Annotated in this window: 17 protein-coding genes; 10 read left to right on the forward strand and 7 right to left on the reverse strand. The window is 50.5% G+C overall.

Annotation, left to right across the window (positions count from 1 at the left end; translation table 11 throughout):
- The first annotated feature begins 142 nt into the window (after nucleotides 1–142).
- The gene (locus ALO_RS07710; RefSeq protein ID WP_004573213.1) at nucleotides 143–343 is read left to right on the forward strand and encodes a hypothetical protein; all 201 of its coding nucleotides are present in this window, start codon (nucleotides 143–145) and stop codon (nucleotides 341–343) included.
- Between the two features lie 105 nt (nucleotides 344–448).
- Here the strand turns inward: ALO_RS07710 and ALO_RS07715 are convergent, their stop codons facing one another.
- The 3 genes from ALO_RS07715 to ALO_RS07725 form a co-directional block, all read right to left on the reverse strand.
- Nucleotides 449–757: a hypothetical protein gene (locus ALO_RS07715; protein ID WP_004573214.1), complete on the reverse strand. Its 309-nt coding sequence runs from the start codon at nucleotides 755–757 to the stop codon at nucleotides 449–451.
- 107 nt (nucleotides 758–864) lie between these two features.
- Complete coding sequence (locus ALO_RS07720) at nucleotides 865–1,812, reverse strand: alpha/beta hydrolase (protein ID WP_004573215.1); 948 nt, start codon at nucleotides 1,810–1,812, stop codon at nucleotides 865–867.
- A 197-nt stretch (nucleotides 1,813–2,009) separates the two neighbouring features.
- Nucleotides 2,010–4,040: a sodium-translocating pyrophosphatase gene (locus ALO_RS07725; RefSeq protein WP_040292961.1), complete on the reverse strand. Its 2,031-nt coding sequence runs from the start codon at nucleotides 4,038–4,040 to the stop codon at nucleotides 2,010–2,012.
- Between the two features lie 357 nt (nucleotides 4,041–4,397).
- Here ALO_RS07725 and ALO_RS07730 point away from each other — a divergent pair, with 357 nt between their 5' ends.
- From ALO_RS07730 to ALO_RS07750, 5 genes are all read left to right on the forward strand, one after another.
- Nucleotides 4,398–5,702 carry an ABC transporter substrate-binding protein gene (locus tag ALO_RS07730; protein WP_202945757.1) on the forward strand — a complete coding sequence of 435 codons (1,305 nt, stop codon included), beginning with the start codon at nucleotides 4,398–4,400 and terminating at the stop codon, nucleotides 5,700–5,702.
- Between the two features lie 85 nt (nucleotides 5,703–5,787).
- Nucleotides 5,788–6,654: a branched-chain amino acid ABC transporter permease gene (locus tag ALO_RS07735; protein WP_040292963.1), complete on the forward strand. Its 867-nt coding sequence runs from the start codon at nucleotides 5,788–5,790 to the stop codon at nucleotides 6,652–6,654.
- A 17-nt stretch (nucleotides 6,655–6,671) separates the two neighbouring features.
- A complete protein-coding gene (locus ALO_RS07740; protein WP_004573220.1) occupies nucleotides 6,672–7,613 on the forward strand; it encodes a branched-chain amino acid ABC transporter permease in 942 nt (313 codons plus the stop codon).
- 118 nt (nucleotides 7,614–7,731) lie between these two features.
- On the forward strand, nucleotides 7,732–8,463 hold the full coding sequence (locus ALO_RS07745; protein WP_004573221.1) for an ABC transporter ATP-binding protein: 732 nt from the start codon (nucleotides 7,732–7,734) through the stop codon (nucleotides 8,461–8,463).
- A complete protein-coding gene (locus ALO_RS07750; RefSeq protein WP_004573222.1) occupies nucleotides 8,447–9,151 on the forward strand; it encodes an ABC transporter ATP-binding protein in 705 nt (234 codons plus the stop codon). The genes ALO_RS07745 and ALO_RS07750 overlap by 17 nt, the downstream gene beginning before the upstream one ends.
- Before the next feature lie 88 nt (nucleotides 9,152–9,239).
- Here the strand turns inward: ALO_RS07750 and ALO_RS20770 are convergent, their stop codons facing one another.
- Nucleotides 9,240–9,893: a LuxR C-terminal-related transcriptional regulator gene (locus ALO_RS20770; RefSeq protein WP_050806987.1), complete on the reverse strand. Its 654-nt coding sequence runs from the start codon at nucleotides 9,891–9,893 to the stop codon at nucleotides 9,240–9,242.
- A gap of 300 nt (nucleotides 9,894–10,193) precedes the next feature.
- Between ALO_RS20770 and ALO_RS07760 the strand changes: the two genes are divergently transcribed.
- Nucleotides 10,194–11,882, forward strand: coding sequence for a methyl-accepting chemotaxis protein (locus ALO_RS07760; protein WP_004573224.1), 1,689 nt, complete (start codon nucleotides 10,194–10,196; stop codon nucleotides 11,880–11,882).
- Nucleotides 11,883–12,105: 223 nt separating this feature from the next.
- A complete protein-coding gene (locus tag ALO_RS07765) occupies nucleotides 12,106–13,137 on the forward strand; it encodes a sensor histidine kinase (RefSeq protein ID WP_083821053.1) in 1,032 nt (343 codons plus the stop codon).
- A gap of 157 nt (nucleotides 13,138–13,294) precedes the next feature.
- On the opposite strand, the gene ALO_RS07770 is transcribed toward ALO_RS07765, so the two are convergent.
- The 3 genes from ALO_RS07770 to ALO_RS07780 form a co-directional block, all read right to left on the reverse strand.
- Nucleotides 13,295–15,082 (reverse strand): carbon starvation CstA family protein, encoded by a 1,788-nt coding sequence (locus tag ALO_RS07770; RefSeq protein ID WP_004573226.1) that lies wholly within the window; start codon nucleotides 15,080–15,082, stop codon nucleotides 13,295–13,297.
- Nucleotides 15,083–15,236: 154 nt separating this feature from the next.
- Complete coding sequence (locus tag ALO_RS07775; protein WP_004573227.1) at nucleotides 15,237–16,010, reverse strand: LytR/AlgR family response regulator transcription factor; 774 nt, start codon at nucleotides 16,008–16,010, stop codon at nucleotides 15,237–15,239.
- Complete coding sequence (locus ALO_RS07780; RefSeq protein WP_004573228.1) at nucleotides 15,997–17,709, reverse strand: sensor histidine kinase; 1,713 nt, start codon at nucleotides 17,707–17,709, stop codon at nucleotides 15,997–15,999. Before ALO_RS07780 ends, ALO_RS07775 begins: the two co-directional genes overlap by 14 nt.
- A gap of 255 nt (nucleotides 17,710–17,964) precedes the next feature.
- On the opposite strand from ALO_RS07780, the gene ALO_RS07785 reads away from it, so the two are divergent.
- Nucleotides 17,965–18,789 (forward strand): amidohydrolase family protein, encoded by an 825-nt coding sequence (locus ALO_RS07785; protein ID WP_004573229.1) that lies wholly within the window; start codon nucleotides 17,965–17,967, stop codon nucleotides 18,787–18,789.
- A 255-nt stretch (nucleotides 18,790–19,044) separates the two neighbouring features.
- Complete coding sequence (locus tag ALO_RS07790) at nucleotides 19,045–20,163, forward strand: ABC transporter ATP-binding protein (protein ID WP_004573230.1); 1,119 nt, start codon at nucleotides 19,045–19,047, stop codon at nucleotides 20,161–20,163.

Consider the following 20,163-nt stretch of genomic DNA (forward strand, 5'->3'; position numbering starts at 1 on the left):
TACACTTATTATTCATTCTACATGAAAGCCGGATTGCCTTGCAAGGAAATCACAAATTCATTTAATGAATATATAGATGCGTTTCGTTCATACTATATACATATATGTTGTCCCCCAAAAACAATACTGGAGGTGGCCGATTATGGGTAAGGTTATGTCCGAGGAAAGCAAAAATAAATTGGCGCATGATCTTGGTTTTGGCGCCAAAGTTGAGGACGGAGACTGGAGTGACGTCACCACGGGTGAAGTGGGCTCTATGGTCCGGGAGGCGATAAAACGCGGGGAAGAGACACTGGCGGCCAAAACCAGAGTAACCGGGAAAATCGACCAGAACGGTGAATAAGTTGTGATCGTGAGGAAGCGTTGAAACGACTGAATTAGAATAGCATAAAGCCAGAGGCGCCGGCATTGTCGGCGCCTCTGAGTTTAAACGGGAGAAGTCAGTGACTTACTGGTCGTTAGAATTATTGGAGCTGGTATAGTCGTTATTAGCGTCCTTGGTTGCAGTCAGAGTGCCATATTGAGCGGCGCTTTGGGCGGTGCTGGACTGCGCTTTCTTTTGGTTCTGAGTGGAGCTGGCATAATCGTTATTGGCATCTTGGGCTGCAGTCAGAGTGCCGTATTGAGCGGCGCTTTGGGCGGTGCTGGATTGGGCTGTATTTTGGTTCTGTTTGGAGTTGCCATTGTTATTGGCATTCTGCTGATTGTTTGATCCAGATTGGGACTGACCGGACTGCATTTTGTTTTTTTGGTCCATAAGGAAGCCTCCTTTAATTATCGTTTTGGATCGGCACCTTTTATAGTATCTGCGGTTCATCCAGATTCATAACAAGCAATAATGTGTAAGTAATTGGAAAGCGAACCTTATGGTTTGACCATAGACTGGGTTAAAAATTCGATGACCCTCTTTTCATACTCCTCTTGATGCAGAACATAACTTTCAGGATGGCCGCCTCCGTCGGTAAGCCATAATTGAGCCTGCAGCCTGTCTTTGACAACAGTATAGATCTGCTTGCTGTTCAAATAGGAAATGGCGGGATCGCTGATGGCGTGAATGAGGAGCAGACGGCGTGAACCCAGAGATTTGGCAGCCTGCATGGGATTTACCGAGGATAGGTCAATCCTGTGAATGACTGACAGCAGCCAAAGAATCAGCGGCGTAAAGGGGAAATTCGGCAGACCGGACCAAATGCTTAGATTAGACCGCAGATACCCGGAAAGGGTGGCAAAGGGACTGTCGGCTACCACCGCTACGACGGCTGCGGCCTCAGGCGCCGCGATGAGGGAGGTTGCCGCCCCCATGGACCAGCCCATAAGACTGACACGGCTTGATTGCTTCCGACTTACCACATAGTCAATCGCCGCCAGGAGATCATCTTTTTCGTAATATCCCACACTGGTGACTGCGGCGGAAGATTCCCCTGAATTGCGAAAATCGAACATCAATACGTTAAATCCGCTATTGCATAAAGCCTTGGCCAGAAGGAGGGCATACCCCGGCAAAAACAGCCGGCATGCGCCGTAGCCATGGGCAAAAATAACCGTGTTCTCCGAGGGTGTGCGCTTCCGGTTTTGCTGCGCGGGAAGCCACCAGCCCTTCAAGCGGATAGGGGCCGGTTTGCTGGGGAAGGTAATGTCTTCATAGGTTAAAACATGCTGCTCAGGCGTTTCACCAACGATTTGACGGGTTGGATGAGTGAGGCGGTATCCCGTATACAAGGCAATGACTAAAACGGATAAGCCTAAAGCAAACAGGAGGCTCATGCCAAACAAAAAGTATCCGTTGATCAGGAGAAAGCCAGTGTCTTTCATTTGCGTCCCTCCTCTGGAAAGGTGGATAAGGATGAAGACAGGTTCTGATTATGTATATTAATTTTAGCAGAAATCTATGATGCTGTAATGGGGGAGGATAAAAACTTTAGCAAAAGGAACAAATGTGTAAAAGCCCTAAACGGCTCTCTTATGCGGAGAAGCCAGTTTAGGGCTGTCTGATTTAAAATATTTTTAGTTTATACGAACAAAGAAGCCAACACAAGAGTGATCGTGCTTAACAGCTTGATCAGGACGTGAATCGACGGTCCGGCAGTGTCCTTGAAAGGATCGCCTACGGTATCGCCTACCACGCTGGCCTTATGAGCCTCAGACCCTTTGCCGCCAAAGGAACCCAATTCGATGTATTTCTTGGCGTTATCCCAGGCGCCGCCGCCATTGTTTAGCAACAGGGCCATCAGCACGCCGGTCATGGTGGCAACCATCAGGAATGCGGCCGCCGCTTCGGCTTTTAAAATAACGCCGACAATAATCGGCACGGCAACAACCAGAACACCGGGTAGAACCATGGCTTTTAAGGCGCCTTTGGTCACCAGGTCAACGCAGGTGGCATAGTCCGGCTTAGCCGTTCCTTCCATGATCCCTTTAATCTCTCTGAACTGACGGCGGACTTCTTCAATAACCACTTCGGCTGTCTTACCTACCGCCTTGATGGCTGTGGAAGTGAAGAGGTAAACCAGCATGGCGCCAAGGAAACCGCCGATAAATACTTCCGGTTTGCCAATGTCCACCACCCGGTTAAAGGCCTTGTCAAGGATCTGTACTTCGTCAAGATAAGCCGAGAATAACAGGAATGTTGCCAGAGCCGCGCTGCCAATGGCATAGCCTTTGGTAATCGCTTTGGTAGTATTGCCGCAGCCGTCCAGCAGGTCTGTCCGGTTCCGCACATGTTCCGGCTGGCTGGACATTTCCGCGATGCCGCCGGCATTGTCGGTGATCGGTCCGAAGGTATCCATGGCCAGAATAAAGGCGCAGGTGGACAGCATGCCCATGGTAGCCACGGCAGTGCCATAAACGCCGCCGCCTTCCAATCCGCTCAGGACTCCCAGGTAATGGGACACAAGCACTGCCGCCGAAATGATGATAACCGGCAGCACTGTGCTTTCCAGACCTACGGCAAAACCGGTGATAATGGTAGTAGCCGGCCCGGTTTTGCAGGAATGGGCGATTTCTTTTACCGGACGGTAACTCCAGTCGGTATAGTACTGGGTAACCAGCACAAACAGGTAGCTGGTCACTACGCCTACTAGGGCGCAGCCAAAGAAATACAGGCCGCTGCCATTCACATTGATCATTTGATCAGTTACGAAATACATGGAAATGATCGCCAGAATCGTGGTGATCGCATAGCCAAAGTTCAGGGCACCCATAGGGTCTTTCTCTTCCCTGGTTTTGACGAAGAAGATGCCTGCCACTGAGGCCAGCAGGCCAAAGGCCCGCGCTACCAGCGGAAAGAGAATGCCGTTTACGCCAAAAGCCGGGTAAAGCGCAATCCCCAGGATCATCGCACCGATATTTTCAGCGGCGGTAGATTCAAACAGGTCGGCGCCACGTCCGGCGCAGTCGCCCACATTGTCGCCCACTAGGTCGGCCACAACAGCCGGGTTCCGGGCATCATCCTCAGGAATGCCGGCTTCTACCTTGCCTACCAGGTCAGCGCCCACATCAGCGGCTTTGGTATAGATACCGCCGCCTAACTGGGCGAAAAGCGCCACAAAGCTGGCGCCGAAACCGAAACCAACAATCAATAGCGGTGCTTCCTTGGGATGGGTAAATCCGCCAAAGCCATAAAACAAGCCGGCCACACCCAGCAGGCTCAGAGCAGTAACTGCCAGGCCGGTCACCGCACCGCCGCGGAAAGACATCTGCAACGCGGCGTTTAAGGAGTTTCTTGCTGCTGAGGCAGTCCGCAGATTAGCGTTTACGGAAACGTACATACCAATAAATCCGGATAAGGCCGAACAAGCTGCGCCCAGAATGAAGGAGAGGGAAGTATGCCATCCTTCTTTGGTAATCAGCCCGAGAATGACAGCCACTACAATGCTGAGCATGGCAATGGTGCTGTACTGCCGCCGTAGGAAAGCCATTGCCCCTTGCCGGATAGCGGCGGCAATCTCCTGCATTTTTTCATCTCCGGCGTCGGCTTTGAAAACGTACAGCGTCAAATACACAATAACGCCTGCCGTCAGACCGCCAGACAATGGGATCATAAAGGTTAAATCCACTGTTTTATCCCTCCAGTTTCTGTACCAATGTATTCCAATATATACTATTCTATTTTATCACAAAAATCGAAATTATCAATTGCGCAATTGACCTAAAAGTAGTATGGATGTCAAATTTTACAACGAACTGGAAATAAACAACAGACTAACTTGTCAGAATTAAGATAGACAAGAGTATATGAATCAAGTATAATGATGGCTAAGAACTTTGGTCAAAGACGACTATTTTCTCTTGGAAGAGAAAATAGTCGTCTTTTGTCTCTTTACAAAAGGCAAAGTTCTGCGTTTCGTAGATATTGGTGGATGGAATGGGAATTCCACAATGAACAGAGGGGGATATGTATGCGTATGCATCAGAACAAAAAAACTGTACTGCCATTTTTCATCTTTTTGATTGCTCTATCCATGATCGCCGCCGGCTGCAGCTCGGTTTCCAAAGAATCACCCGCGGCAGCCAAAGAAGTCAAAATCGGCACTATTTTCCCGATGACCGGCGCCGCCGCCGTAACCGGCGTAGACCTGATGAACGGGATTCAGTTGGCTGCCGAAATCATCAATGGCGATTATCCTGATCTTGATTTGCCCCTGGCCAAAGGAACAGGACTGCCTAACCTGGGCGGAGCCAAACTGGTCATTGTTTCCGGTGATCATCAGGGATCGGCGGAAAAAGGCATGAGTGAAGCCGAGCGGCTGATTACTCAGGAAAAAGTCGTGGCTCTGATGGGGTCCTATCACAGCGCTGTGACGGCTACGGCCAGTCAGGTAGCCGAGCGCAATGGCATACCCTTTTTGAATGATTCTTCTACCTCGCCGTCTTTGGTCCAGCGGAATTTTAAATGGTTTTTCCGCACCACCCCTGATGACGATATGTTTGCCGATAACTTTTTTCAATTTATGAATGACCTGAAAGAAAAGAAACTGTTAAGCGAAGCCAAACTGGGTATCATTTATGAAAATACGCTGTGGGGCAGCGACGTAGGCAAGGCTGAGAACCGTTTCGCCGGGCAATATGGTTATACCGTGGCCACCGACATGGCCTATCCGGCCAAAAGCACGAATGTGACCAGTGAAGTGCAGAAACTGAAAGCCAGCGGCTCCAATATCCTGCTGCAGGCTTCCTATGCTTCCGATGCAATTCTCTATATGAAGGCATACAAAGAACTGGATTACAATCCGGATGCTATTCTGGCTATGGATGCCGGTTTTATCGACACTGAGTTCCTCAAAGCACTGGGCAAAGACGGCGAATACATTTTCAGCCGTGAAGTCTGGGCCCTGGACCTGGCCAAGAACAAACCGATCGTTGAAAAGGTGAATGCTCTCTACAAGCAAAAATACGGGGTCAATATGAATGGCAATACCGCCCGGGCCTTTACCGGCGTTATGGTGCTGGCGGATGCCATCAACCGCGCCGGATCTACAGACCCTGCCGCCATTAAAAAAGCGCTGGAAGAAACCAATATTCCGGCCAATCAGCTGATCATGCCCTGGAAAGGCGTGAAATTTGATCCGGCCACCCACCAAAATATTCTGGGGTCCGGCATCATCGTTCAGATCCAAAACGGCGAATATGTCACGGTGTGGCCCTGGAACCTGGCTTCCGAGGATATTGTCTGGCCGATGCCTAAATGGAGCGAACGCAAATAACTTGACTGAATGGGGGGCGATAGGCCCCCTCCGTTATTTTGATAAATACCATTGTCTGCATGGGGAGGGGATAAAATTGGGGGAAATGTTAGAGGGAGTCTTGCTGCAAACCGTAGCGAGCGGCCTGTTGTGGGGGTGCATTTACGCACTGATCGCTCTGGGTCTGACCATCATTTATGGTGTGATGAATATTGTCAATTTTGCTCATGGTGATTTTTTCATGATCAGTATGTTTCTGGCTTATGCATTCAGCCTGGTGCTGGGGCTTACGCCTCTGGCCTCACTGCCTCTGGTTACCGCCTGCCTGTTTGTGGTGGGGGTAGTCAGCTACAAAGGCTTGATCAAGCCGGTATTGAACGCGCCGCCTTTGGCGCAGATTTTTGCCACCTTTGGCCTGATGATCTTTCTCCGCGGCCTGGCTCAGTTTATTTTCGGTGCTGACTATCGCACCATTAGCAATGTGGCGGCCAGCGGCCGGATCGATTTAGGCGGAATTTTTGTCGCCATACCACAGTTGATTGCCGCTGCCGGCGCAGTTGTCATGTTTGTGACGGTTTATCTCTTTATCACCAAAACCCGTACCGGCTGGGCTCTGATGGCGGTGGCAGAAAATAAACAGGCCGCCGCTCTGATGGGAATTGACGGTGACAAAATGTTCGCCCTGGCCTGGGGTTTGGGCGCGGCCTGCGTGGGAGTGGCCGGCTCGCTGCTGGCCAATTTCTACTATGTATTTCCTGAAGTCGGCGCCGTGTTTGGCTTTCTGGCCTTCGTGACGGTGGCGCTGGGGGGGTTCGGCAGCATTTCCGGAGCCTTCTTCGCCGGCCTGATTATCGGCTTGACCGAAGCCCTGGCCGGCATACTGATCGATCCTTCCCTGAAATACGTGGTGGTGTTTATGATCTATTTACTGGTCATGCTGTTTAGGCCCAGGGGACTCCTGGGCAATGCATAAAGTGAGGTGGGAAAGTCATGAAAGAGCATAAATATCATATTATTGCCGCCGCCGTTTTTGGCACCCTGCTTCTCTTCCCCCAGGTGATTAATCAGTCCTTTTACCTGCATCTGATGATCCTGGTTTTTCTCTACGCTCTGCTGGGAGGGGCCTGGAATATGATCGGCGGTTACGCCGGTCAGGCCTCTTTGGGGCATGCAGTGTACTTTGCCATTGGCGCCTATACCTCTACCATGATGACGCTGGAGTTTGGCATTAATCCCTGGATCGGGATGCTGACCGGCGCAGTGCTGGCGGTATTGGTGTCGGCGGCGCTGGGGTATCCCTGCTTTCGCATCAAAGGCCACTATTTCGTTATTGCCACCATTGCCCTGGGTGAGATTGCCTTTGTGCTCTTTACCAACTGGGAATGGGTTGGCGGCGCGGTAGGCAAGCACCTGCCGATTCTGTCCACCAATTTCATTGATTTTCAGTTTGCCGGCAAAATGCCCTATTATTATGTGGCACTGACACTTTTGACTCTGCAGGTGGCTTTTACTTACTTTATGGAAAAAAGCCATTTTGAATATTATTTCCAGGCAATCCGGAAAGATGAAGATACCGCCCGCAGCCTGGGGATTAACATTACCCGCTATAAAATGTTCGCCATGGCTTTCAGCGCTCTTTTTATGGCTTTCGGCGGCACCTTTTACGCTCAATACCTGCTGTATATCGACCCGGAAAGCGTGCTGCCGATGATGTTGTCCATCCAGGTCTGCCTAATCGCTATACTGGGCGGCATTGGCACTGTATTCGGCCCGGTGCTGGGCGCTTTTATCATGATTCCCCTGGCTGAATTCAGCCGCGCCTGGTTTGGCGGCAGCGGCAGCGCCCTGGATCTGGTGATGTACGGATTGTTGATCATGGTGTTTGCGGTAATGAAGCCCAGCGGCCTGATGGGCTTTATTACCGGGAAATAGGTAAGAGAGACGCCCTGCGTCTCTAAACAATGAAGAATTTAAGGGACTTCGCGTCTCATAGCGCATCACCCGCTGTTGCCACTAGCCAAAAAGTCCTGAATTCTGATAGGGGGGAAGCATGAATTTTTTTCAAGTGGAAAATTTAACAAAAAAATTTGGCGGTCTCACTGCCAACAGCGATGTCAGCGTGAATGTGGAAAAGGGCCGGATCGTGGGCATTATCGGCCCCAATGGAGCCGGCAAGAGCACCTTTTTTGGCACGGTATCCGGCTTTTATAAGCCGGATGGCGGCCGTATCCTGTTTGAAGGAAAGGACATCAGCGGCCGCCCGCCGGAAGACACCTGCCGGCTTGGTATTGCCCGGACCTTTCAAATCGTACGGCCACTTAGTTCCTTGTCGGTTCTGGATAATATCCTGGTAGGCGCTTTTCTGCGGGATAAAAACAAGAAGAAGGCGGTGGCGCGGGCCGAAGAGGTATTGGAATTAAGCGGCCTCAAGGAATTGCGCCGTCAGCCGGCTGCTTCCCTGACCATCGCCGACAAGAAGAGGCTGGAATTGGCCCGGGCTCTGGCTACCCGGCCCAAGCTGCTGTTATTGGATGAAGTGATGGCCGGCCTGACGCCCAAGGAGACCCAGGATGCGGTAGAATTGATTAAAAGCATCAATAAGCGGGGTATCACCTTGTTCGTGGTGGAACATGTCATGGAAGTGATCATGCCCATCTCCGATAAAGTCATCGTGCTGGACGGGGGCCGCAAAATCGCGGAAGGTCTGCCCGAGGCAGTGGCCAATGATCCGGAAGTGATAAAAGCCTATTTGGGGGAGAGGTATTATGCTGCAGGTAGTTGACCTTAAACTGGGATATAAAGGAATTCCGGCCATCCAGGGAGTATCTTTCGCGGTGAAGGCCGGTGAGGTGGTGGCCATTGTCGGCGCCAACGGCGCCGGAAAATCCACCCTGATACGCGGCATTTCCGGTCTGCTGCCCGCCATGGACGGCTCCATTGTCTTTCAGGGAACAACCATCAGCAATTGGCCGGCCCACCGTATTGTCGGCCAGGGGATTGCCCATGTGCCGGAAGGCCGTCTGACCTTCGCCCGCATGACGGTGGAGCAGAATCTGGCGCTGGGAGCTTTTACTGTGCCGAACAAGGCCAAGCAGGAAAAGCTCTATGCAGAGGTCTATGACATGTTTCCCCGTCTGGCGGAGCGCAGGCAGCAAATTGCGGGAACCTTGTCCGGCGGCGAGCAGCAGATGCTGGCCATTGCCCGGGGCCTGATGTCCGATCCCAGGCTGATTCTGCTGGACGAACCCTCTCTGGGACTGGCGCCTAAGCTGGTTTCCCAGATATTCGGCCTCATCGCAACGATTAAACAACATGGAAAAACCATTCTGCTGGTAGAGCAGAATGTACACGAAGCATTAGAACTGGCCGACCGGGCCTATGTGCTGCAGACAGGGCGTATGGTCACGGAAGGAAGCGGCAGGGAGCTTTTGGGCAGCGAACTGGTGCGCAAAGCGTATCTGGGAATTTAACAGCAAGCCGGTTTTCACGGGAAAGCCGGCTTGCTTTCCTTTTGACCGGAAAAGTAGCACCCTGTCCTGATAGATCCAAGACAGGGTGCTACTTTTCCTCAGTTTTAATCAGGCCGAATTCTATTCCTTTCGCCACTGCCTTGGCACGGCTGTTGACATTCAGTTTACAGTAAAGGTTATTCAAATGCGTCTTTACCGTGCCGACTGATATCGTTAATTCTTTCGATATTTCTGCGTTGGAGAAGCCCTTGGCCAATAAATGAAGAACTTCTCTTTCCTTGACGGATAAAGGGGCGTATAGTTTGGCAGCAAACTCAGTCGTAAGTATTTTCTCGAGGAATGTACCGGTCTGATTCTGCCGATAGCCCATAATGGCTTCCAAAACCACTGAACGCAAGGAGACGGCAGGGACCGGCTTGGTAAGGAAAGCAGTAATTTTACCGCGGTTGATCGCATCAATTGTCATGTGCAAATCAGCGTAGCCAGTTAACAGGATGCGTTGGATGTTTCTGTCAATCGCAATGATCCTGGAAAAAAGATCAATCCCGGTCATTACCGGCATTCGATAATCGGCGATTACTACCGCGAAGGGGCCCTGGTTCTCAATAATTTTTAATGCCTGCACCGGGTCCTTGGTTGTTACCACATCAAAATAGCCGTGCGTCACCCGGCGCAGGGAGGCCAGATAACGCTCATCGTCGTCGACGATTAAAATCCGATAACTTTGCATTTTACTAGTCATCGTCTCACCTACAGTCACTACTCTAAACAATCATTATACTATATTTAGGAAAACTTTTCTTCCTTCTTTCGACATATTTTTCAAAATGATTTGAAATACCTATTATTATAGGTTTATCATCCCGGTAAATAATTTTTACCATGTATATCTTATTCAGGATGTTTCTTACGATTTTGTACGTTAATCTGATAATATACCTTTTTCAGGACACTGCGCGACAGGCAGATAATCATATTTGTGAGAATCCAGGTTTGAAAAAATAACCTGAATATAAAAAGAAAAAGGGGAGACTTTGATCAGATGAAACGTATACCTATTGGGACGCAGCTTAGCGCTATATTCGGATTTACCCTGTTGTTGCTAACCATTTTACTGGGAGTAACAATCTATGAGTTTTATAGTGTAAGCAATGCCTATCAAGAGCTGCTTGCCGGGCCGGTTCCACGCAGCCTGGCCCTGCAAAAGGCTCAAGACAATTTTCATCAAGGATTGAGTGAACTTCGCGGTTATGTCAGTTATGGGGACGAAGCTTTCGGGGCCAACGCTGTAAAGGAACTTAGCGCCACCACCGAGGCAATCGAGCGTTTTACCGCGCACGTAACCGTAGCGGAAAGCAGGCAAATAGGCGAGAAATTGCAGGTTGCTCTTAAATCTTATCTTATCACTGTCAAGCAGGTGATCGCCGCTAAAAAGAGCAACGATTCCAATGTTAGCGTCTTATTGTCAGAAGCTCAAAAAGGTACAGTTACTATTGACAAGCTGTTTAATGCAATATTGCTGGCGCAGGAAAATGCTCTCAAGCAAATCGTCAATGGGCTTAGCGCCAGACAGTCTTTAGTGTTTACAATAGTCATTGGCGCCAACGTGCTAGGTATTCTCATCGTAATCGGCGTCCTGATTTGGTTCAGCCGCAACCTGGCGGGCCGAATCAATCATTTGCGGGAAGAACTTATCACCATTAGCAATTTGGACCTTTCCCAGGCTGACAACCGCATTGAACGCAATGATGAAATCGGCGACATGGCCCAAGCGCTCCTCAATATGAAGCGGGCCCTGAGGGGAATCGTCGGGCAGGTAAGAACCAACGCCAATGTATTGGCCGCTTCCAGTGAAGAGCTCACTTCGGCTGTGGAAGAACAACTGCGGGTCTCGCATACAGTTGCCAAAACTGTGGGAGAGATCGCAGACGGCTCAGTGCAAACCACCAACAACATCACCGAGATATCCTCCGTGGTCCAGGAAGTGACCGCCGGGGCCGAAGAAATGAGCGCCGGCGCCAATGAAGTAAATGCACTGACCAAGAATGCGGTAACTGATGCCAGCCAGGGCATGCAGCTCATACAGGAAGTGGTTGCTCAGAACAATACAATAGAAGAGTCGATGGGGAATATAACCACGGTATCCAGCTCCCTGGTGAAGGGTTCGGCTGACATCCAGGAGATCGTCACTGTCATCCGCAATATTGCCGGCCAGACCAATCTACTGGCCCTGAACGCCGCCATTGAAGCTGCCCGGGCCGGCGATGCCGGGAGGGGGTTTGCGGTAGTAGCCGATGAAGTGCGTAAATTGGCTGAGCAGAGCGCTTCGGCTACCAATCACATCGAGGAAATCATCCGAAAAATGACTGCTGATATTCAATTTTCCGTGGATGTCGTCAATAGGGCAAACTCTGAAGTCACGGCGGGGAAAACCGCTGCCGTCAAAACCCAGCAAGGGTTCCAGGCCATTATCGATAAGCTGGAGCAGGTAAAGACAGGAATAGACCAGATGAACCGAGCAGTGGAAGAAACGGCGACAGGCATGCAGACTGTTGTGCACAATGTTCAGAGTATGAGTGCTGTGGCGCAACAAACCAGCGCCAGCACCCAAACCGTGGCAGCTGCAGCCGAAGAGCAAAACGCCAGCCTCGCTGAAGTCAACTCCAATGCCGAAGCACTGGCTACTCTGGCGACGGAACTGAATGAGATCACAAAGAAGTTTATAATGTAATATTTTCCAGAAGAAGGAATATGACCTCCCGGGTAGAAGTTTGCAGCTGGGGTGAAATAGTGCAGCAGAGGAACTGTTGCCGGCATCGCTTTCGCTGTAAGCTTAATCTATTACGGAGAGAGGTAGTTGGCATGAACAGGAGTAACGGAGGCTACGGATGGCGCCAATATAGCCTCGCTGCATCTGCTGTCCGTCCGTATGCTGCTGGTGGCGCATACAGATCATGATAGCCGTTCCTCGTTATCCGGAAGGTCTTCCCATGCTGTCCTATGGATCTTTTCTTTTCATTGGAATCCTGCTGGTTTTGTTCGTTTGTTTATATTATGAGATTTCCCGGCGCAGGCGAATCCACAAGAGGCTGAAGAGCCTGGAAGCAGAGTTGGCCGGAAGTAGTCAGAAACTGGCCGCGGCGCTGCAAATCATCCATCAACTCCAGGCCCGGCTGCTGCAACAGGAACAATTAGCCGGCATTGGACAATTGGCGGCCGGGATTGTTCATGAAATTAATACTCCCCTGGCGTATGTCTCGAATAATATGGAGATATTGGAGAAGTATTTCATTACTTTGGGCACTCTATCCGCCAGGTATCGGGCATGGCGGATGACCCTTGGCGGTACGGCGGAGGAAATGGTTCGTGAGATGGAAGGACTGGAGAAAAATTTGGATCTGGAGTATATTCTCAGGGATATTCCGGATTTGCTTGAAGATACCAACGCCGGTCTGCAGCAAATAAATAACATCGTCCGGGAAATGCGTCTTTTTTCACGGGTTGACTGCCAGCGGTCTTTTGAACGTTATGATATTAACCGGGGGTTGGAAAGTATCCTCCGGGTGGTCCATGCCCAGATGGCCTCTCATGCCGCTGTTGAGAAGGATCTTCAGCCGGTTCCGGCCATTCAGGCGGTAGGCGGGGAAATCAACCAGGTACTCTTAAATCTCGTGATCAATGCTCTGCAGGCCATCAGGGGAAAGGGTCCTGAGCCGGGCAAGATCCGGGTGTCCACCTGGCAGGACGGAGCATTCGTGTATTGTACCGTTGAGGATAACGGCATTGGCATCCCGGAGGAAAATCTAAACAGCATTTTTAACCCCTTCTTTACCACTAAACCGGTGGGGCAAGGGACAGGTTTGGGCTTAAGCATTTCTTACGAAATTATTGTTAAGCGGCATCACGGTGAAATTATGGTGGAAAGCATTCCGGGCGAAGTGACGAAGTTTATTCTGAGACTGCCTGTCACTCAAAACCAGCATTAACCATGGCGCAGGAACAAGGTTCATAGTCCAATGCAAAAGAGGAACCCGGCTGAACAGGATCTTAATGATATTGCCGCAACAAGAAAGGATCTGCCGCAAAGCGCTTTTGCAAACGCATGCGGCAGATCCTCTCTATTCAGATATTGCTCAGATCAGATTAATTTTGCACTGCATCCGGCACATCGCCGGCAACGGTACGGGACAGCTCAAACCAGCGGCGTATGGAATCGATCAGAACAACAATGACCAGAACAATGATCAGGCCGCTGACCGAAGCTAACAGGTAATTTTGCGCCGGTAAGTAGGTGTTTACGATATTCATATAGCCGGCGGTGAGGGTAGTGACAGCCAGGAAGATCATCGGCGCGACGGTAGTCCAGGCATAGCGGCCTTTTCCCATACGGAACAGCAGGGTTGTACCGATTGCCAGGGTCAATGTCCCGAGCAGTTGATTACAAACTCCAAACAGAGGCCAAATGGTGGCGATGCTGCCCTGCAGCACCAAGTAGCCCCACGCGCCTGAGATCAAGGCGCTGGTGAAGATAATGCCAGGCCACCAGTGGGTATTTTTGAGCGGTTTGTAGATCACGCCGCCCATTTCCTGCAACAGATAGCGGCCCACGCGGGTGCCGGCATCAATGATCGTCAGGATGAACAAGGCTTCAAACATGATACAGAAATGATACCAGAAGGACATCAGGGCTTCCATTCCCGGTATTTTGGAGAAAATATGAGCCATGCCGACAGCCAGGGAAACGGCGCCGCCGGGACGTCCGGCGATGTCTTCCCCCACCAGCTGGGACAGATAAGGCAATTCCTCCACCACCATGCCCAGTTTGGCGAATGCGGCGGGAGTGGCATTGATCGCGAAATAGTCGGCCGGCTGCAGGCTGGTGGCCGCGATCAGCGCCATTAACGATACAAAGCTTTCCACCAGCATAGCGCCAAACCCGATCGGCAGAATTTCTTTTTCATTGGTGATCATTTTCGGGGTTGTACCGGTGCTGATTAAAGAATGAAACCCGGATAAAGCGCCGCAGGCAACCGTGATAAACACAAAGGGCCAAACCGGGCCGCCGATGACCGGACCGCCGCCATGAATAAACTGGCTGAAGGCCGGCATGTGAATCTCCGGTCTGACTAAAACGATACCAATGGTGAGAGCGGCGATCGTGCCGATTTTCATATAGGTGCTGAGATAATCCCGCGGCGCCAGTAAGAGCCAGACTGGCAGCGCTGCGGCGCAAAAACCGTAGAAGGCGAGCATGAGGGAGAGCTGGGTAATGTCAAAAGTGAAATAGGGCGCCAGGAAGGAATTTTGCACCCAGGGACCGGCAAACACGCTGGCCAGTACCAAAACTACGCCGATCACAGAAGCTTCCTGAATTTTGCCGGGGCGCAGCCAGCGCAGGTATACGCCGATAAACAAGGCAATCGGAATAGTAGCAGCAACCGTAAAAGTGCCCCAGGGACTGTTAAACAATGCATTGGCTACCACCACGGCCATGCCGGCCATGGTGATCACCAACAGAAACAGCACGGCAATAGAAGTGCAGAAACCGGAGAGGTTGCTTACTTCTTTCTTGGCAATTTCCGCTACTGACAATCCATCATGACGCACCGAGGCGAATAAAATGACCATGTCATGGACAGCCCCGGCCATGACTGCGCCGATCAGAATCCATAAAGTACCGGGCAAATAGCCGAATTGGGCGGCCAGTACCGGGCCAACCAAGGGACCGGCGCCGGCAATAGCGGCAAAATGATGGCCGAAGGTAATCCACTTATTGGTGGGAACATAGTCGCGGCCGTCATTGTGCGAAATCGCCGGGGTAGTACGGCTGCGGTCAAGGGAGAGTACCTTGGCGGCGATGAACGAGCCATAAATCCGATAAGCAAGGGTTAGCCAAAGCGCCGCAATGATAACGAGATAAAGACCATTCATAACAAGCTTCCTCCTATTTTGTTAGAATATTAGATATCCTCCATAAGATAATGGAATTTATCAAAATATGAAATAAAAAAACGGTCAACGGCTTAAATTCACCGCTGACCGGAAATAGGAAAAGGCCAATGGAAATGAAATGACAAGTTATGGCTTAGGGCATGCCAAGAACCTCTTTCAGCGTTTTTACCAGCTTTCGGCTAACCGGAATCTGACTCTTCTCCAGGTTGGACATTTTTAACCAATAGGTTCCTTTGAACCAGGGAATAATTTCAGAGATTTTTTCCAGATTTACGATATAGCTTTTGTGAATGCGCAAAAATGGCTCGCCCCGGAGGCGGTCCTCCAAATCGGCCAGTGTGTTGCTGATGGTATAAGTAGTGGCTTCGGTTACAATTTCGAGGGTATCGCCGGCGCTTTGAGCAAATACAATATCCTGAAAATCAAGCAGAACGATTTTACCCTGTTTGTATACCGGTAATTTTCTCAACCGAGGTTTGGCCTGGAGCAGGGCATCCACTTTTTCAGCCGCCGACTGCCAGGTTTGTTCCCGGGCAATATGACGGATGCGATCAACCGTATGAGCCAGCCGGCCTGGTTCAAACGGTTTCAGCAAATAGTCAACGGCGTCCAGTTCGAAAGCCTTCACCGCGTATTCATCATAAGCGGTGGCAAAGACAACCAGCATATTGGGCGCTAAGCGGCGAAGCTCTTTAGCTGTTTCGTAGCCATCCATGCCGCGCATCTGGATATCAAGAAACATCAACTGCGGACGAAGTTCGGCAGCCAGTTCCAGCGCGGCGACGCTGCTGTCGGCCTCACCGACAATTTCGATATCGGCATAAGGCGATAATAAAAAACGCAGCTCGTCACGAGCAGGCAATTCATCATCTACAATGAGGGCTCTGCAAGTTTTAATGAAGGTCACCTTCTTTCTTTGCCAACAAGGGAATCCGGATGTGCATGGTGCTGCCTGCCCCGGGTGTACTGTCAATGGTCAGTCCATAGTTTTTGCCAAAGATCCCCTTAAGGCGTTCACGGACATTATATAAACCGATACCGGTGTGGGCCGCGTCATGACGCGGCTGCTCCGCAAGCTCCTGCTCTGCCGGGTCCATGCCGACGCCGTCATCGGCAATCGAAATGACGGCATCGGCGCCCTCCAAACGGGAGGTGATACTGATGGCGCCGCCTGATTCCTTCGGCTGCAGACCGTGTTTAATGGCGTTTTCAACCAGCGGCTGTATGGTAAAGGGCGGTATCAGCACGGTTTCTGTCCGGGGATCGATATTATAAGTGACGGCTAGTTTATCGCCAAAACGCGCCTGTTCAATGGACAGGTAGGCGTTTACCTGTGTCAGTTCATCGGACAGAGGAATGGTATGGCTGGATTTTTGCATGCTATGGCGAAAAAATGTGCTGAGTTTGATGATAATATCCCGGGCAGTTTCCGGACGGGTGCGGATGAGGGAACTGATGGTGTTTAATGTATTAAACAGGAAATGCGGGTTGATCTGGGCCTGCAGGGCCCGCATCTCGGCATGGGCAGCCAGTTGGGACTGGCGGTCAATTTCGGCCAGTTCCAGCTGAGTGGAGAACAGATGCGCCAGCCCGGAGGCCAGTTCCATATCCAGCGGAGAAATGCAGCGTTCGGCGGTATGATACAATTTCAGTGCACCAATGACCTGTTGGCCGTGTTTCAGCGGAACGATCACCGCGCTGCCCAAAGTGCACCCGGGATGGTTGCAACCGATTTCACGCTTGGTTGCGGCTGTCTGGATCAAGCCCGTTTTCAAAACTTCCTTGGTAGCCAGGGTGAGCGGGCTGGTTCGGGGAATATGGTGGTCACTGCCTGCGCCGATGTGGGCAAGGATGGTTTGCTGGTCGGTAATGCTTACGGCGGCATACTCATTCAAGCCGTGAATAATGGCGGCTGTGTTTTCCGCCGAGTAGGGCGTCAGGCCCTGACGCAGATAAGGCAGGGTTTGCGTGGAAATGTGCAGCGCCTTTTGCGCCTGGACAGCGCCGATCCGGCTGTGCTGCTCAATGGCATTGTTGACAATAACAATAAAGATGGCGATACCTGCCGGGTTAACGGTGATCATCGGCACTGCAATGGCCTGGATCAGCCCCCAGGCATCCTGAAAAGGCCGGGCAACCGCCAGGATAATTAACATCTGCAAGGTTTCGCCGCAGACTCCGGCCGCCAGGGCGACCGGCCAGGGGATGGGGCGTTCTCTGTAATACAACCGGAACAGACCGCCCAATATTCCTTCGGCTGTGGTGGATATGGCGCAGGCAAAAGCGCTGAACCCTCCTAAACAGTAGCGATGAATACCGGCAATCAGTCCTGCGGCGCCGCCAACGGCCGGTCCCCCCAGCAAACCAGCAGTCATAGCGCCGATCACCCGTGAATTGGCCAGGGCATCGTGTACCGGAATGCCGGTATAGGTACTGAAAATAGCCAGCAATGCAAACAGCAGGATCAGCTTCAGCTTATCGCCGTAGTTGGTCCGATATTTTATCAGTCTTTGAAATACTTTTGTCTGGGACAGGATAAAAGCTGTCGTGGCTATCACGCTCATCCATTCGAACATCGTCACCAGCAGCGAGGAGGAAAAGGGCATGCTTTCACCTGCTTTAATAATTTCAAGGTTTACGTATCATTTATTATTGTAGTCTTACATAAAGGGAATGGTCAAGGTGCCGGTTCAATGGCAAAAGGTACGCACTTTGCCTAATAATACTTTGTTTGTCGTGTATTTCTTCTTACGTAAATGTTCTACGATATGATAAAATAAAACTATCCGTCTTGTTTTTCTAAAAAAATAATCCATATAATATTAACAGATTAAGAAAACACGCGAGGAAGGACTAATATTATGAAGATTCCAGGGATAATTGACGCCCATATCCATTTCTGCCGGGAGGAACCCTATTTTAACCATATTGCAGAATTGGCGGGTCATGAAAATAGCAGTGAGCATCTGAAAGGTCAATATGCCGAGCATAATATTGTTCATGCTGTCGTTATGGGCAACCGGGGTCTGGAATTGAGCCAGCACAACTATCCTGACTATCTTAGCTACTGCATAGGCTTGGACAGCACCTGTTTTAACACGGGAGAGATTGTACAACAGGCTGATTTGGTGGCAAAGCACCTGCAAAGAAAGAATTGCGTCGGCATAAAACTATATCCGGGCTACAATCACTTTTATATTTACGATCCGGTGCTTGACCCCTTTTATCAGCTGGCGATGCAGTATAAAAAGCCGGTAGCTGTTCATACCGGCCTGACGGCCACCAGTCAGGCCCTTTTAAAATACAGTCACCCCATGGTTCTGGATGAGGCAGCCGTACGCTATCCGCAGGTTCAATTTGTCATGTGCCATATTGGCAATCCCTGGTTGGTGGATGCTGTGGCGATCATGGATAAGAATGAAAATGTAGCGGCTGATCTTTCGGGACTTTTGGAAGGCCGGATCGCAAATATGCCGGATTTTTTCGCCAGAAAGCGCGGGTACATTGACTTTTTAAAACTCTGGCTGGAATATCTCGATAATTATGACCGCCTGCTCTACGGAACAGATTGGCCTCTGGCCAATATTTCCAATTATATTGAATTTGTCGCCCATATTATTCCGGAAGAACAGCACGGCAAAGTGTTTTTTGATAATGCCAACAGAATTTATGGCCTGGGACTTTGATATGCAACCCCGGAACAGACTGATAAGAGAGCCGGAAGAGGTACAAGTGAAAGATGATATTCTCAAAACCGCCTAAAGCGGTTTTTTTGCGTCTATAAACAAATACTAAAGGATAAATCAGGGGTATTAAAACAATAAAAAAATTGACAAAGTAACAACTTTAAACATATAATGAAGTTGTCGGTTTCTGGCTGGGTGATTGCTGACAGCGTCCTTCTCATTAGGGACGAAAATAAAAAAACTAGGGGGGATGGGATGATTCAATTCAAAGGAATATCCAAAACATATCATAACGGACAAGAGGTCTTGCAGGAAATAAACCTGCAGATTAGCGAAGGGGAAATCGTTGTTCTCATCGGCCCCAGCGGTTGCGGCAAAACTACAACTTTGAAAATGATCAACCGCCTGATCGAGCCTTCCCGTGGCAAAATATACATTCAAGGGCGGGATATCAGCCAAGAAAACCCAGTCAATCTCCGGCGGGACATCGGCTATGTCATCCAGCATATAGGTTTGATCCCGCATATGACGATCCGCGACAATGTGGCGCTGGTGCCGAAATTGAAGAAGTGGCCGGTTGACCAATACTATAACCGGGTTTCCGAGCTCATGCGGATGGTCAATTTGGATCCTGACATTTACGGCAGCCGATATCCGGCCGAACTGAGCGGCGGCCAGCAGCAGCGGATTGGGGTTATCCGGGCCATGGCGGCCGACCCGCCGATCATTCTGATGGATGAGCCTTTTAGCGCGCTGGATCCGATCAGCCGGGAACAGTTGCAGGATGAGCTCGTGCAACTGCAGGAAAAAATTCATAAGACGGTTATATTCGTTACCCATGATATTGATGAAGCCCTTAAAATCGCCAACCGTATCTGCATCATGAACAAAGGGCGCATTGTCCAATTTGACACGCCGGAACAAATCCTGCGTCATCCGGCGGATGAATTTGTGAAAAATTTTATCGGGGAAAACCGATTAAACCGGCAGGCAGTATACCCTCCCATTACCGAGGTGATGGTCAAGCCGATCGCTTCCCGTCCTTCCCGGGGGCTGGCGGAGGCCATCTTGTTGATGCATCGGCACAAAGTCGATACATTGCTGGTGGTGGATAAAGACAACAAACTGATGGGGAAGGCTTCGATCTGGGATATTCATAGCCATTACCAGAACGAAACCATGACTTTGCAGGATGTGCTGCAAGAGGTGCCCTTAGTTCTCGAAGCGACTCAATCCCTGGCTGAAGCTGTTCATCTCATCAGCAAAAACGGCATCGCATTTTTGCCGGTTGTTGATCAAGACCGCCGGCTGCTTGGCGCAATTACCCGCGCCAGCCTGGTAAACGTTATGTCGGCGCATTTAGGAGAGCATTAA

The organism is Acetonema longum DSM 6540 (assembly GCF_000219125.1).
In the GTDB taxonomy this organism is placed as follows: Bacteria; Bacillota; Negativicutes; order Sporomusales; family Acetonemataceae; genus Acetonema; species Acetonema longum.

Coding starts and splice junctions, on each gene's coding strand:
- ALO_RS07720 (WP_004573215.1), bottom strand. CDS start 1,812: ATGAAAGACACTGGCTTTCTCCTGATCAACGGATACTTTTTGTTTGGC.
- ALO_RS07790 (WP_004573230.1), top strand. CDS start 19,045: ATGATTCAATTCAAAGGAATATCCAAAACATATCATAACGGACAAGAG.
- ALO_RS07745 (WP_004573221.1), top strand. CDS start 7,732: ATGAATTTTTTTCAAGTGGAAAATTTAACAAAAAAATTTGGCGGTCTC.
- ALO_RS07740 (WP_004573220.1), top strand. CDS start 6,672: ATGAAAGAGCATAAATATCATATTATTGCCGCCGCCGTTTTTGGCACC.
- ALO_RS07735 (WP_040292963.1), top strand. CDS start 5,788: ATGTTAGAGGGAGTCTTGCTGCAAACCGTAGCGAGCGGCCTGTTGTGG.
- ALO_RS07730 (WP_202945757.1), top strand. CDS start 4,398: ATGCGTATGCATCAGAACAAAAAAACTGTACTGCCATTTTTCATCTTT.
- ALO_RS07750 (WP_004573222.1), top strand. CDS start 8,447: ATGCTGCAGGTAGTTGACCTTAAACTGGGATATAAAGGAATTCCGGCC.
- ALO_RS07765 (WP_083821053.1), top strand. CDS start 12,106: ATGATAGCCGTTCCTCGTTATCCGGAAGGTCTTCCCATGCTGTCCTAT.
- ALO_RS07710 (WP_004573213.1), top strand. CDS start 143: ATGGGTAAGGTTATGTCCGAGGAAAGCAAAAATAAATTGGCGCATGAT.
- ALO_RS07725 (WP_040292961.1), bottom strand. CDS start 4,040: ATGATCCCATTGTCTGGCGGTCTGACGGCAGGCGTTATTGTGTATTTG.
- ALO_RS07785 (WP_004573229.1), top strand. CDS start 17,965: ATGAAGATTCCAGGGATAATTGACGCCCATATCCATTTCTGCCGGGAG.
- ALO_RS20770 (WP_050806987.1), bottom strand. CDS start 9,893: ATGACTAGTAAAATGCAAAGTTATCGGATTTTAATCGTCGACGACGAT.
- ALO_RS07760 (WP_004573224.1), top strand. CDS start 10,194: ATGAAACGTATACCTATTGGGACGCAGCTTAGCGCTATATTCGGATTT.
- ALO_RS07715 (WP_004573214.1), bottom strand. CDS start 757: ATGGACCAAAAAAACAAAATGCAGTCCGGTCAGTCCCAATCTGGATCA.
- ALO_RS07780 (WP_004573228.1), bottom strand. CDS start 17,709: ATGCCCTTTTCCTCCTCGCTGCTGGTGACGATGTTCGAATGGATGAGC.
- ALO_RS07770 (WP_004573226.1), bottom strand. CDS start 15,082: ATGAATGGTCTTTATCTCGTTATCATTGCGGCGCTTTGGCTAACCCTT.